Here is a 14,316-nt window from a genome sequence, read left to right on the forward strand (position 1 = left end):
GGTAAGACTTCTTCTCTTAACGCCTCACCTTTCTCACTTACTACTAATTCCGGTAGGGCTTCTTCTCTTAGTGATTCACCTTTAGAATCTGTATAAATACGAATAGGAATATTTATTAAATCAAAAGAACTATCACTATACTTAGCTTTAATAGTAACATTGGTATCCCCAATTTCATTCATATTTGTACTAGTTAATAATTCGTAATTAATATTTTTCGGGATTCCATCTTTCGCAATTTTCTTAACAACACTGTCAAGATTGATACTGTTGCCTTGACGTAATAGAACTTTATTATCATTAATTAATTTTGGTGAATATTTTCCCGCTTCAGTTAATTCTAGTGCTGTACGTTTATTAATAACATCCATTCCTAGTCTTGCTAATTCCCTAGTCATATTATTAATAACCAGCTGTGTAGATAGAGTATTAGCAAGAGCTGATGAAGCTTCACCTAATTTAGTTGATAAATTTGCTTTAGCAAGAGAATAATTACTTACAGAATTCGACGTTTTATCTGATAAATCTACAATAGTATCTATTAACTTATGTGCAGCATTCACTACAGAATTTAATTCTTGTTTATTAGCCTCATTAACTAAGATAGGTACATCAATTTCATTACTAGTATTATCATCAAGATAAAGTATTTTTACTTTTGCATGTTTTGTACCTAAAGAAGTCATTCCATCTTTTTTAACAACCGTTAACTTAGTATTTACAGGTAATATACTCTTATTTACTTTATTTATAATATCGTTATCTTTTAATATATCTCCAATAATTACAGAAACTGGATTTTTATCTACTAGTTTCGGTAAGAATGTTTTATTTAATGTTCCCTTTTCAGGCTTTACAATTTTTAAATTATTGATATTATTTACTTTTACAACTTTTCCATCGATATTTTTTCTTGTACCAAAATTAAAATCTTTATTACTATTCATTCTACTTTCAAAATAAGATGTTGAAGAATGCTTCCCTTGGCTACTTCCTACATTTTTAACATATTTTGGTCTCAAGTTACCAGGTATGATATTGTCGTTATCAGTAAAATAATTTTTAATTTTACCGATTTGCATCAAATCATTAGAAATATTTTCTTCTTCCTCTGGAACTCCCCAAAACCAACCACCAGTTTTTATTCTAGGTGCGTTAAAAGTGTATGTTTCTCTATAGTAATTATATTTATTTTTCTCAGCTAACACACTAGCTCTTAAAGCTAAATATCCACCTAAAGAATGACCTGTAATATATAGATTTGTAAATTCTTTATTATTTCTAAAGCTATTTATTAACTCTTTAGCAGCCTCACTTTGATTTGATTCATTCCCGAAAGCTAATGCTATGTCGGCTTTCAAGTCTCCACCTTGTCCCATATTAGTTCCTGCGAATGCAAGAACCTGAATTTTCTCACCTTTTAAAAATGGGAAATTATTTTTTGTTTCAAACAATACCGCATCTAATCCATTATTCTGATGAAATGTTTGCTTCACAGTCCAATATGGAGATAATTCACTATGAGTAAGTCTTTTTATTTTATCTTTTTCTACACCAACTGGCAATTTATTAGATAAGATATTTTTTACACTTTCATCTGATTCATATGCTAGATTCATAAACATAGCCATATCTCTTGCTGAAATATTCCAAATTAATTTGTCTCTATCTTCTTTATCATTAAGACCATCACCATCTGTATCTGCAAGTCTTGGATGAATATCATATCCTAAATATGTTCTTCCATCTTTTTTATAGATATACAATTCGTCTTTATTCGCAATACCATCACCATCATCATCTCCATCAGGATTAAGTACAGCTTTTTTATAGATTAAACTATCGTATTTTCCACCTTCTAATCCAATATAACCTTTGGCTATATCTTGTGCATATTTAGCGGTTAAACGAGAAATAATTTTTGTACCCTTTTCTACAGGAGCTTCCACATCCTGAGATGAAGAACTAGATACAGTATTACTTTCTGTATTTTTATTAATTATATTCGTTAGTAAAGTTGCAATATTTTGACTATCATCAGTTCGTCTATCCAAAACGTTTAAATTACTGTTTGAAGATTGGTTACTGTTAGAATCAGCTTGATTAACAGTATTATTTTCGGCTGTAGAAGTAGTTACACTTCCTGTTGATCTAGTAGATGAATTTATAGCCTCTGTATTTTGAGTTGAATTGTTTCTATTTTCAGCTGCAGCAACTACTCTAGTCTCTCTATTATTTATATCATTATTATTCTGTGCATTAGAAGTTGTTACTCTATTTTCTATATTTGTACTTGTTACGTTTGTGTTTCCAATTTCATGAGCACTCGCATCACTTCCTAAAAATATAAATGCTCCAATAGCAACTGAAGCAATACCAAAACTAAGTTTCTTTATTCCATATTTCACTAATTTTCTTTCAATATTATTTTTAAACATATTTCCTCCAAGATTCCATCTTAAATATATGTAATTAAATTTTAATTAACATCATTTTTAGTTAACTAATCATTCTACATTGATTAAGTATACACGAAAATAACAAATATAACAAACTTAAATTTTGAGTTATTTTTATATTTAGTAGTTTTAAGAATGAAAGATGTTTCTTACGTATCTAATTTATTTATTACACTATTTATTTAATTAGTAACTTTTACTTCTAATATCAGCTTATTATAGTGAAATCCGAAATTCCATAAATTATAATATTTCAAAATTATTAGTATACTATATACTTAACTTAACTCCTAGTATTTAATAAAAATTTTCAAAAAAAATAAGCAGATTACTAATATAATCCGCTTAAATATTTATTATTTTGCAACTAAACTACGAATAGCGTTACGATCTATTTCAATTTCAACCTTTGGTGCAATTCTTACTTTTACTGTTACTGTCCCTACTTCAACGATATCTCCGTAAATTCCAGCGAAAGTTACGATTCTATCTCCTTCTTTTAATGAATCTTGTAGAAGTTTTAATTCTTTATTTCTTTTAGATTGTGGTCTAATAATCATGAAGTACATGAATCCAAAAAGAAATACTATCATAATAATATTAATATATGAACCTTGCATGTTTTACCTCCGTTTATTTATAATATATGTTTATTCTACTATATACTAAGTAAAAAATAAACCTTTTCTATTCTTTTTTTACTAAATTATTAGAAATTCTTAGGATTTTCTTGGTTTAATCCATATTTTTCAAAGAATTCTTCTTTGAAATCTAGTAATCTATCTTCTCTAATAGCTTGTCTAATATCTTTCATCATATTAATTAAGAAATGAATATTGTGTGTTGTTGCTAATCTTGCTCCAAAAATTTCATCAGCTTTAAATAAATGACGAAGATATGCTTTTGTATAATTTTTACAGCAGTAGCATGAACATTCTGGATCAAGTGGTGTAAAGTCCTCTGCATACTTAGCATTTTTCACTACTACACGTCCAGCAGATGTCATACATGTTCCATTACGTGCAATACGCGTAGGTAACACACAGTCAAACATATCTACTCCTCTAAGTACTCCTTCAAATAATGCATCAGGAGATCCTACTCCCATTAAATATCTTGCTTTATTAGCTGGTAATAAAGGTGTAACATGTTCTAAAACTCTATACATTTCATGTTTTGGTTCACCAACTGATAAACCTCCGATAGCATATCCTGGAAAATCCATACTTACTAGATCCTTAGCACTTTGTTCACGAAGGTCATTAAATCCTGCACCTTGAACTATACCAAAGATACTTTGAGTTTTTGGATTTTTATGTGCTGCTAAACATCTTTCTGCCCAACGACTAGTTCTTTCCACTGATTGACGGATATATTTATAATCATGATTATAGTCAGGACATTCATCAAAAGCCATCATTATATCTGAACCTAGAGCATTTTGAATATGCATTGCTTTTTCAGGTGATAAGAATAATTTTTCTCCTGACAAGTGATTTTTAAAGTGAACTCCCTCTTCCTCAATCTTTCTCATTTCACTAAGAGAAAATACTTGGAATCCTCCTGAATCTGTTAGAATACTTCCATCCCAATTCATAAATTTGTGAAGTCCACCTGCTTTTTCAACAATTTCCTCACCAGGGCGTAACCAAAGGTGATATGTGTTTGATAAAATAATATCAGCACCCATACCTTTTACTTCTTCTGGTGACATTGCTTTTACTGTAGCTTGCGTTCCAACCGGCATGAATACCGGTGTTTCAAAACTACCGTGTGGTGTATGAACAATACCTAATCTCGCACCAGACTGTTTACATGTTTTTATATGTTCATACCAAACTGCATTTTCTTTAACATCTCTCATATAAAAATTTCCTTTCAATAATTATATTATTATCATCGCATCCCCAAAACTGAAGAAACGATATTTATTTTCAACTGCTATATTATATAATTCAATAACTTTTTCTCTATCATAAAATGCACTTACAAGCATTATTAATGATGATTTCGGCAAATGGAAGTTAGTAATTAAACCATCAACACATTTAAATTCAAATCCCGGATAGATGAAAATATTTGTCCAACCCGAAGCTGCAACTATTTTTCCATTATTATCTCGAGCAATCGTTTCTAAAGTTCTTGTTGAAGTAGTACCTACAGAAAATACTCTTCCACCATTTTCTTTTGTTTTATTAATAAGTTCCGCTGTTTTTTCATCTAGTGTATAATATTCTGAATGCATATCATGATCTTCAATATTTTCTACAGCAACAGGTCTAAACGTTCCCAGTCCAACATGAAGAGTTAAATATGCTATATTTACTCCTTTTTCTTTTATTCTATCTAATAGTTCATTTGTAAAGTGAAGACCAGCAGTTGGTGCAGCCGAACTTCCTACCTCTTTTGAATAAACTGTTTGATATCTTTCTTTATCGCTTAAACGCTCTTTAATATATGGAGGAAGTGGCATAGTTCCAAGCTCATCTAATCTCTCCTGGAATATTCCTTCATATACAAATTCAAAATGTCTAAATCCATCATCAAGAACTTTAATACACACAGCTTCCATAATACCATCACCAAATGATACAATACTTCCCTCTTTTATTCTTTTTGCTGGTTTAACTAGACATTCCCAATCATTATGTCCTAGGTTTTTTAATAATAATACTTCTATTGCAGCTCCAGTATCCTTTTTAGCACCATATAAACGAGCTGGCATAACCCTAGTATTATTTAATACCAAAGTATCTCCAGGATTAAAATAGTCTATAATATCTGAAAAAACTTTATGTTCATGTGTATTGTTTTTTCTATCTACACATAGTAATTTACTAGTATCTCTTTTTAAAAGAGGAGTTTGTGCAATAAGTTCCTCTGGTAAATAAAAATCAAATTGTTCTAATTTCATCTATAATCTCCTTTAAAAGTTACCTTTACTATTATAGCTTGATTAGCTTAAGTTAGCAAGTATCATCATAATAAATTGTAATTTTTTCAATTTCTAGCAATACTAAAATATAATAAATAAAAATTCGAATCAATACTATAAATAATATCAATTCGAATTTCCATTTTATTTTTTGTTACTTCTTAAATATTTAACATGAGCCAAGATATTAGTAGCTATTCCTAATCCTATACTTAATACAAGAATTGAACTACCACCATTACTTATAAATGGTAATGGAACTCCGGTCATCGGGATAGAAGCCGTAACTCCACCAATATTAACTACTCCCTGTACTACTAATAGACTTGCGAATCCTAATGAGTACATCGCTGAAAAAGTATTTCTTGATTTTGTACCAGAAAATATTACTTTTCCAATGATAATTAATAATAAAGTTACTACGAATAAAACACCTATAAAACCTAACTCCTCAGCTATAATAGCAAGTATGAAGTCTGTATGCGCTTCTGGTAAGTAACCTAATTTTTGAATAGAATTTCCTAATCCTCTACCAAATAATCCTCCATTACCAAATGCAACATATGAATTTATTACCTGATCGGCTGCAGCTGCTAAATCCTCAGAAAATGGATTTAAAAATACTTTTAGACGATTTGTTCTATATGAAGTTCCACTACTGAATAATGCACTTTTTAACATAAATAGCATTAACACTGCAGCACCTGCTATTATCGCTAGTGATAATATTTTTTTTATGTTTTGCGAATGCATATTAGAGCATAAAGTCATAATACCCATAACCGACAACGTGATAAGTATCATTCCAGTATCATTTTGTAGTGCTATTATAGTAACCAATCCTAAAGGTATACCGAATATTTTCAGTAATTCTGAACTCGTACAAATTTGTCTTAATTTCACTTTTCTAGTTTCTAATATATATGCCATATACATAATGATAAATAACTGTGCTAAAGTTGATGGTTGAAAACTGAACGCACCTATTCTTATCCAAGATCTAGCACCATTAATTGATGGCATAAATAAAGGTACAAATAGTAGAAACGCTATTACTAGATATCCATTCATTAAAAAGCTTTTATTTTTAAAAACTTCAAAGGGTATTGCAACAGAGAATACTAGGAACGCTATATAAGCGAGTACTACCCACATTGCCTGTCTTTGTAAGAAGTATGTTTCACTTACTGGAATACCTGATGTGAAAGTCCCATACTTATTACCAATCATACTAGCACTATAGACCATCATGCAACTTAAGACTAACAATACTAGAAGTGTTAATGCCACTACCCAATCTAATCTCACATGTCTACGTTCATGCTTAATTGATCTATGTATTCTTCTTACAAAATTCATATTAGTTTGCTTTACTTTCTTCTGCTAAATTAGAGTACATTTCGCTAGCTTTATTTTCTAAATCAGCTAGAATTATGCGACCTGCTTCTTGTGAAATACAACCTATCTCTACTGCTAAGTTTATTTCTTTAGTAAGACCATAGATTTGAGTATCGATAACATCTTGATAAAGTGGACATTTTCGCTGACCTTTTACCGATACACAAGCATTAATCATCTCTTCAATCTTCACAACATCTTCTTCTATTCTTCTACGAACCTTAATAAATATTAGGTTATTTTCCATTTCTTATCACCTATCCTTTTGATAATTCATAATTAACTTCATGTCTTATTATAGCAATCGCTCTTATAAAATCTTCTTTTGAAATTAATTCTAATCGTCTTAATTCTCTCACTTCATATTCTACCATACTTAATGTATGTTTCCTATTCTTCATATATATAATTATACCAAATGATTTCAAAAATTGTTGTAAATCATAAAAATTTTTCATTTATATCACCTTAAAAATTACTCAATTCATCAACTAGGTTTTTATTAGTTTCTCTACCATCTAATTCATAAGCTCTTTTTGCATACTCTTTTGCTTTTGAATAGTTACCTTCTTGGCGTTCAATTATTGCTAAATTATAATACAGCGGTGCAAAAGAATCATCAAAATTTATTCCATCAAGAAAAACTTTCTTAGCATCTTGTTTTGTTGCTGTAGTCATCTTAACCATACCTAACTCATAATAAGTTAAAGCTGATTTATTCTTAGAGTTTAATTCTGTTTCTAAATTGAATATATCTTCATCATTATATGTTTTTAATAATCTACTATCAACTCTCGAAACTCTAAATCTGTTAATTGTACCTTTCGTATTAACACCTGAGAATAATAATGTTTCTCCAAGCAGACAAAAAACTATCATACAAATTAGTGCTATATAAACTCTTTTCTTAACTAAAAATAGTTCTATAAATACTCCTAATACAAAAGAAAAAATATATAAAACTATAGAAGTATCAAATAATATTGAAACCAAGGCTAGATAGACAATTGAGATTGCACCAGAATACATGAATTTCAAATTATCATTCTTTTTACTAAGCTGCCCCATAAAAATAGAACCTAAAAGCGCAATATTTGAAACCAAGGCAATATCTAGCGTCCCTGAATATCCAAATATCAACAAGAGATTAAACACTAAAGAAACTATAAATAATAACCCCAGACTCTTCAATACATTAAGTGATTTATTAAAGAGTACTGAGCTAACACCAATTGTTGCCAATATTACCAACAATTTCATAGAGTTATCTACTGTAAAAACACTAGTAAATACTCTATAAAATTGACCACTTATAATTTTTTGATAGCTATACTCGATATATTGATATGCAGAACTATTTCTATTCGATAAATAAATTATAAAATAATTTATTAAGAATAAAATTAAATAAAGACCTGATAATATATTATATTTTGCATTAAATACATTTCTATCTAATGCCTGTCTCTTATATAATTCAACAACTCTATTTTTATATCTTAAAGTGTCAGGTGTTCCTTCAATAAAACTCTTATCTTTTTCTTTTAAAAATAATTTACTGTTCTTCTCATTATATAAAATACGTTCAATAATTATGCTATTTGATATTCTATACTTTTTGTAATCTTCTATAATATCATCAAATTCAGGAGAAACATAAAGGATTTTCATTTTTAAACTACTCAGTTTAAACATTTTTTTCAGTCTAATTTCATTTCTAATAACATTAGAAACAATGCTGTCGATTTCTGTTGATTTAAAACTATCTCCGTATATAAATCTTATTAATTCATTATCTTCATTAATAAGCCATACATCTTTTTTTTCTGGACGATAATATAATATACTATAATTATATTTCGTTATGTATAGGTATATAATCTTCCAAAATTTTTTATCATTCATAATTTCGTCACTAATAGTAAAACTTAAATAGACCTAGGTCTATTTAAGTTTTACTTTTGCTACTTCTTGTGAGAAATCAACAGTTTCATTTAATTTTAATACTTCGATATTTTCCACTGCATCCATGTTTGTAATAACACAAGGAGTAATAATGTCTTTAGCTTTTTCTTTAACTAACTCTAAGTCATAAGTTAATAAAGTTTGACCTACTTCAACTCTATCTCCTGCAGATACTGCTACATCGAAACCTTCACCTTTCATAGCAACTGTTTCTAATCCAACGTGAATAAGAATTTCTACATCTCCTGATTTAATTCCAAAAGCATGTTTTGTTGGGAATACTTGGATAATTTCTCCAGCTACTGGTGAAATAAGTTTCCCTTCTTCAGGAATAATAGCAAATCCATCTCCCATCATTTTTTGAGCAAATACTGGGTCCGGTACTTCTGTAATATCTACTACTTTACCTTTCATGTATGAGCTTAAGACAACCTCATTTACTTGCTCTTCTTTTTTTCCGAATAATTTAGATAAAAATCCCATCTTAATCCTCCATATATATTTACCTTCTTAATATATATTATATACTTTTATTACAATTTTTTCAATTAATTTTCGGAAATAATTTCAAATTTAATACTAAAATATTTCTATTTAATTATTGATTTTAAAATAATACAAAAAAGAGAGATTTTCCAAATATGATTTTGAAAATCAAATTTATGAAAAATCTCACTTAAATATTTATTAAAACTTCAAATTTTAAAAAATTTTATAACTTTTTAGTATTTTTAAGTTTATAAATTGAACTATATCTACATTGCTATTCTGCTTCTGATTGTTCTTCAGTTTTATCAGAGTTTTCTTGATAAAATAGTCCATAAATATATTGTTCAGGATCAAATACTTCTAAATCATCAATATTTTCCCCTAAACCTACAAGTTTAACTGGAATACCTAGTTCTTTCTTAATAGCGATGACTATACCACCTTTAGCTGTTCCATCAAGTTTAGTAAGAATAACACCTGTTACATCACTTACTTCTTTAAATGTTTTCGCTTGTAGTATACCGTTTTGACCTGTTGTCGCATCTATTGTTAAAAGTACTTCATGTGGCCCTTCTGGAACTTCTTTTTTAATTACACGGACAATTTTTTCAAGCTCTTTCATAAGATGATCTTTGTTTTGTAGACGACCCGCAGTATCACAAAGTAATACATCATAACCTTTTGCTTTAGCAGATTGAATAGCATCAAAGATAATCGCTGCTGAATCAGCTCCCTCATGTGATTTTACAATATCTGCACCACTACGTTTTGCCCAAACATCAAGTTGATCAATAGCTCCTGCTCTAAATGTATCTCCAGCAGCTATAAGTACTTTTTTTCCTTCTTTTTTAAGATTATGAGCTAATTTACCGATAGATGTTGTTTTACCTACTCCATTAACCCCTACAAATAAGAATACTGAAAGTTCTTTCTCCGGAGCATAGTTTAATTCAGATTTTACAGTTCCTTCCATGTACACATCGACTAACTTCTCAATGATCATACTTTGAAGCTCACTTGGTTCTTTTAGATTCTGTCTTTGTGATTCAACTTTTAGATAATCAACTAATTCTAATACAGTATTGTAACTAACATCTGATTGAATAAGTAATTCCTCTAAATCTTCAAAAAACTCTTCGTTAATTTCTCTATATGAACTAATTAAGTTATTAAGTGCATTAGAGAAGTTATCACGTGATTTTTTTAGTCCTTTTTTAAATTTTTCAGTTACAAACTGACTCTCGACGAACTCTTCATATTCATCAAGCGAAATCAGTTCTTCATTTAATTCTTCTTTAGCAGAAAATTTTTCTTTTAATTTTTCAAAAAAGCTTGCCATTGGATACTCCTTATATTTCTTTTTTATATGATAAAGGGAGTGACTCAAAAATCGCGATTTCAAAGAAATCGATTTTGTCGAGTCACCCCCGCACAGTTTATTAGATATCTAAATAGCTTTTATAAAGCGAATTTAGATATCAATAAACCACTGCGTCTATGAGTTCTCATATGAACTTTGTTAAAATTTTAGGACTTTTGGATTAGTCCTTTAATTTCTATTAAAGCTTCCTATATTTTAGGGAGTTTTAATTTTTATTATTTCAAATAATATTCTTATAATCAGATTTTAATAAATCAATATCGACTTATTTATGTTTCATGTACGGGAACAGTAATACGTCACGGATTGAAGCTGAGTTAGTTAATAACATAACTAATCTATCAATTCCGATTCCTAATCCACCTGTTGGTGGCATACCGTATTCTAATGCTTCTACGAAGTCTTCATCCATTTCATAAACTTCTTCATTACCAGCATCTTTTTCATCCATTTGAGCTAAGAATCTCTCTTTTTGATCGATTGGATCGTTTAACTCACTAAATGCATTAGCATGTTCACGTCTAACGATGAATAATTCGAAACGATCAGTAAATCTTGTGTCTTCTGCATTAGTTTTTGCTAATGGAGATACTTCTACTGGGTGACCGTAAACAAATGTTGGTTGAACTAATGTTTCTTCTACAAATGTTTCGAAGAATTCATTAATAATGTGTCCAACTTTCATATCTTTTCTAACCGGAACATTGTGTTCTTTAGCTAATGCGTGCGCTTGTTCATCAGTCATTTCTGGCCAGAAATCAACTCCAGTTACTTCTTTAATAGCATCTACCATGTGTACACGACGCCATTTTGGAGTTAAATCAATTTCATCTTCACCATACATAATTTTTGTAGTACCGTGAATTTCATTACAGATGTATGCAATCATAGACTCAGTTAAATCCATAATATCATTGTAATCAGCATAAGCTTCATATAATTCAATCATTGTGAATTCAGGGTTATGTCTTGTTGATACACCTTCATTTCGGAATGCACGACCTATTTCGTATACTTTTTCTAATCCACCAACGATTAAACGTTTTAAAGGTAATTCAAGTGCAATACGCATGAATAATTGCATATCTAGTGCATTGTGGTGAGTTACGAATGGACGAGCAGCAGCTCCACCGGCAACTGAGTGCATCATAGGAGTTTCTACTTCTAAGTATCCTCGTTCATTTAAGTAGCTACGCATAATTTGAATAATTTTAGAACGTAAAATAAATGTTTCTTTACTTTCTTCATTCATAATTAAGTCGACATATCTTCTTCTGTAACGTTCTTCAACATCTTTAAGTCCATGGAATTTGTCTGGTAATGGACGTAGTGCTTTTGTTAAAATTTCAAATTTATCAGCTTTAACAGATAATTCACCTACGTTAGTTTTGAATAGTACTCCAGTTACACCTACAATATCCCCAAGGTCAAGAGTTTTAAAGTACTCGTAAGAATCTCCTACTCTATCTTGACGAACGTAAATTTGAACTTGACCACCTAAATCTTGAACGTGAGCAAATCCAGCTTTACCTTTACCACGTTTTGTCATAATACGTCCTGCAATTGTTACAGAAATATTTTTTTCTTCTAATTCTTCTTTACTAAATTTATCATATTCTGCTACTATTTGATCTGAAAGATGTGTTCTTTCAAATTTAGTTCCAAAAGGATCTAAACCACTTTCTCTCATAGCTTCCATTTTTTCACGACGAACAAGCATTTGATCATTTAAATCTTGTACATCTACTTTAATTTCTTCTGTCATGTTAAATTCCTTTCTAGTATAATCTAGTAATTTTATTCAGATACTCCCTATTATAACACATTTTCATCCGTTTTGTTAAATCTTTAAGAAGAATTTTACTAAATTTTTTAACATTTAATCTTTATACTATTAATTGAAATATTCTAATTTCAATCTTTTATTTAACATAATCTCATAAATAAATATATTGTTAAATTTTCTAACATAATTTGTTAAATTTTTCTTCTGAAACTATTGTTTAGCTATAAAAAATAAGATATAATAAGTACGCTTAGAAATAAATAGAAAAAACAACCATAAAAATTTTAAAAATTAAATATTATTAAAAATATTCCATATTATAAGGGGGGATTCTTTTGGAAAACTTAAAAAAAGAGATTGGATTTTTTGGAGCATTCTCTACAGTAGTTGGTGTAGTTATTGGATCTGGGGTATTTTTCAAAGCAGCCGTTATATATAAGACTACAGGAAATGTCACCCTTGGATTACTTGCCTGGATTCTTGCAGGAATAATAAGTATTTGTGCAGGATTAACTACTGCTGAACTTGCTGCTGCCATACCGGAAACCGGGGGTATGATAGTTTGGGTTGAAAAAGCTTATGGAAAAACAATATCATACTTACTTGGTTGGGCTCAGGCTGTAATATATTATCCTGCCAGTATAGCTGCCGCCGCCGCTATTTTCTCAACACAATTTCTAAATCTTTTTGGTGTTGATAAGAAATATTCAATACTTGTAGGAGCATGTGCCGCTACTACGGTAACGGGTTTAAACTTACTTGGTAGTAAGGCAAGTGGTCGCATTCAAACTGTTGCTACTATTTGTAAACTAATACCTATTATTGCAATTATTGTTTTCGGATTATTACAACCTAATCCTACGACAATTGAACTTTTCCCTAGTAGTTCATCATCATCAACTAGTTCTACACCTCTAGCTGCTCTTGGTGCTGCAATGTTAGCTGCCATGTATGGTTATGACGGATGGAGTAATGTTGGAACTATTGCTGGTGAAATGAAAAATCCGAAAAAAGATTTACCACGCGCAATTTTATATGGTTTGCTTGTAATAACAGCTATTTATCTACTAATAAATGTAGCGTATCTACTTACTATGCCTATGGAACAAATAGCAGGTAACGGTAATGTTCCTAATGACGTAGCTACTAAGTTATTTGGACCAAATGGTGGTAAAATAATAACTATTGGTATTATGATTAGTGTTTACGGAACTATGAATGGTTTTACTATGACAGCTATTCGCATTCCTTATGCAATGGCAATGAAAGATCAGATTCCATTTAAAAACTTTTGGATCAAACTAAATAGATTCTCAATTCCATATTTCTCAGCTTTAGTAACTTTAGTTTTAACTATTGCGATGATGTTTACAGGAGAATTTGATACTCTTACAGATTTTCTTTTATTTACAATTTGGATTTTCTTTATAGCAACATTTTTCGCTGTATTTGTCCTTAGAAAAAGAGAACCTGATATGCCACGCCCATATAAAGTTCCATTTTACCCTATAATTCCTTGGATTTCTATCATAGGTGGAGCTTACATAGTACTCGCTGCTATTATTACTCAATTTACATTAGCTATAAGTGGTGTTATTATTACATTACTTGGTTTAGTATTTTACACCGAAACTCATAAAAAATTCAAAAAATAACTATTTAAATAAATTATATAAATTTAAAACTCAAATAAAAAATGGATCTTAATATTCTTTCGTTAATAACGAATGACTATTTAGGGCCATTCATTTTATTGATATTCAATTTTTTTTTTGATAAAATATGATTATAACTTCTTTCATTTTGTAAAGAAGGTTGAAGTTATCCCCCTAGCATTTTGCTACGGATAACTTCAATATTTTTTTGTAAAATCATGCGAGGTAAAATGTAAATAAGGAGGAAG

The 14,316-nt window shown here is 29.7% G+C and carries 12 protein-coding genes; 1 reads left to right on the forward strand and 11 read right to left on the reverse strand.

Going from position 1 to position 14,316, the window contains the following annotated elements; translation table 11 throughout:
- The 11 genes from RYK99_RS02970 to lysS form a co-directional block, all read right to left on the reverse strand.
- The coding region (locus RYK99_RS02970) for a Rib/alpha-like domain-containing protein (protein ID WP_314989985.1) at positions 1-2,438 on the reverse strand (2,438 nt) is incomplete at its 3' end.
- Between the two features lie 377 nt (positions 2,439-2,815).
- Entirely contained in the window at positions 2,816-3,079 is a 264-nt protein-coding gene (gene yajC, locus RYK99_RS02975; protein WP_003146429.1) for a preprotein translocase subunit YajC, read from the reverse strand.
- A gap of 89 nt (positions 3,080-3,168) precedes the next feature.
- Positions 3,169-4,323 carry a tRNA guanosine(34) transglycosylase Tgt gene (gene tgt / locus RYK99_RS02980; protein WP_003146431.1) on the reverse strand — a complete coding sequence of 385 codons (1,155 nt, stop codon included), beginning with the start codon at positions 4,321-4,323 and terminating at the stop codon, positions 3,169-3,171.
- A gap of 21 nt (positions 4,324-4,344) precedes the next feature.
- Positions 4,345-5,373 carry a tRNA preQ1(34) S-adenosylmethionine ribosyltransferase-isomerase QueA gene (gene queA / locus RYK99_RS02985; RefSeq protein WP_314989988.1) on the reverse strand — a complete coding sequence of 343 codons (1,029 nt, stop codon included), beginning with the start codon at positions 5,371-5,373 and terminating at the stop codon, positions 4,345-4,347.
- A gap of 165 nt (positions 5,374-5,538) precedes the next feature.
- Positions 5,539-6,753: an FtsW/RodA/SpoVE family cell cycle protein gene (locus tag RYK99_RS02990; protein ID WP_314989990.1), complete on the reverse strand. Its 1,215-nt coding sequence runs from the start codon at positions 6,751-6,753 to the stop codon at positions 5,539-5,541.
- 1 nt (position 6,754) lies between these two features.
- Positions 6,755-7,039 carry a DUF1507 family protein gene (locus RYK99_RS02995; protein WP_003146436.1) on the reverse strand — a complete coding sequence of 95 codons (285 nt, stop codon included), beginning with the start codon at positions 7,037-7,039 and terminating at the stop codon, positions 6,755-6,757.
- Between the two features lie 10 nt (positions 7,040-7,049).
- Positions 7,050-7,250 carry a YqgQ family protein gene (locus tag RYK99_RS03000; RefSeq protein WP_314989992.1) on the reverse strand — a complete coding sequence of 67 codons (201 nt, stop codon included), beginning with the start codon at positions 7,248-7,250 and terminating at the stop codon, positions 7,050-7,052.
- A 10-nt stretch (positions 7,251-7,260) separates the two neighbouring features.
- Positions 7,261-8,697, reverse strand: coding sequence for a tetratricopeptide repeat protein (locus RYK99_RS03005; RefSeq protein WP_314989994.1), 1,437 nt, complete (start codon positions 8,695-8,697; stop codon positions 7,261-7,263).
- Between the two features lie 39 nt (positions 8,698-8,736).
- Positions 8,737-9,240 carry a PTS glucose transporter subunit IIA gene (locus RYK99_RS03010; RefSeq protein ID WP_314989996.1) on the reverse strand — a complete coding sequence of 168 codons (504 nt, stop codon included), beginning with the start codon at positions 9,238-9,240 and terminating at the stop codon, positions 8,737-8,739.
- A gap of 280 nt (positions 9,241-9,520) precedes the next feature.
- A complete protein-coding gene (gene ftsY / locus RYK99_RS03015; RefSeq protein WP_003146442.1) occupies positions 9,521-10,585 on the reverse strand; it encodes a signal recognition particle-docking protein FtsY in 1,065 nt (354 codons plus the stop codon).
- A 307-nt stretch (positions 10,586-10,892) separates the two neighbouring features.
- Positions 10,893-12,392, reverse strand: a complete 1,500-nt coding sequence (lysS, locus tag RYK99_RS03020) for a lysine--tRNA ligase (RefSeq protein WP_314989999.1) — start codon at positions 12,390-12,392, stop codon at positions 10,893-10,895.
- Between the two features lie 356 nt (positions 12,393-12,748).
- Between lysS and RYK99_RS03025 the strand changes: the two genes are divergently transcribed.
- Positions 12,749-14,068, forward strand: coding sequence for an amino acid permease (locus tag RYK99_RS03025; RefSeq protein ID WP_314990001.1), 1,320 nt, complete (start codon positions 12,749-12,751; stop codon positions 14,066-14,068).
- Positions 14,069-14,316 lie beyond the last annotated feature (248 nt).

Origin of the sequence: uncultured Gemella sp., assembly GCF_963537375.1 — a bacterium.
GTDB lineage: Bacteria > Bacillota > Bacilli > Staphylococcales > Gemellaceae > Gemella.

Bases quoted from the DNA above. Each gene is read 5' to 3' on its own strand.
- yajC (WP_003146429.1), bottom strand. From the start codon at position 3,079: ATGCAAGGTTCATATATTAATATTATTATGATAGTATTTCTTTTTGGA.
- RYK99_RS03005 (WP_314989994.1), bottom strand. From the start codon at position 8,697: ATGAATGATAAAAAATTTTGGAAGATTATATACCTATACATAACGAAA.
- RYK99_RS02990 (WP_314989990.1), bottom strand. From the start codon at position 6,753: ATGAATTTTGTAAGAAGAATACATAGATCAATTAAGCATGAACGTAGA.
- RYK99_RS03000 (WP_314989992.1), bottom strand. From the start codon at position 7,250: ATGAAAAATTTTTATGATTTACAACAATTTTTGAAATCATTTGGTATA.
- RYK99_RS02995 (WP_003146436.1), bottom strand. From the start codon at position 7,039: ATGGAAAATAACCTAATATTTATTAAGGTTCGTAGAAGAATAGAAGAA.
- lysS (WP_314989999.1), bottom strand. From the start codon at position 12,392: ATGACAGAAGAAATTAAAGTAGATGTACAAGATTTAAATGATCAAATG.
- queA (WP_314989988.1), bottom strand. From the start codon at position 5,373: ATGAAATTAGAACAATTTGATTTTTATTTACCAGAGGAACTTATTGCA.
- ftsY (WP_003146442.1), bottom strand. From the start codon at position 10,585: ATGGCAAGCTTTTTTGAAAAATTAAAAGAAAAATTTTCTGCTAAAGAA.
- tgt (WP_003146431.1), bottom strand. From the start codon at position 4,323: ATGAGAGATGTTAAAGAAAATGCAGTTTGGTATGAACATATAAAAACA.
- RYK99_RS03010 (WP_314989996.1), bottom strand. From the start codon at position 9,240: ATGGGATTTTTATCTAAATTATTCGGAAAAAAAGAAGAGCAAGTAAAT.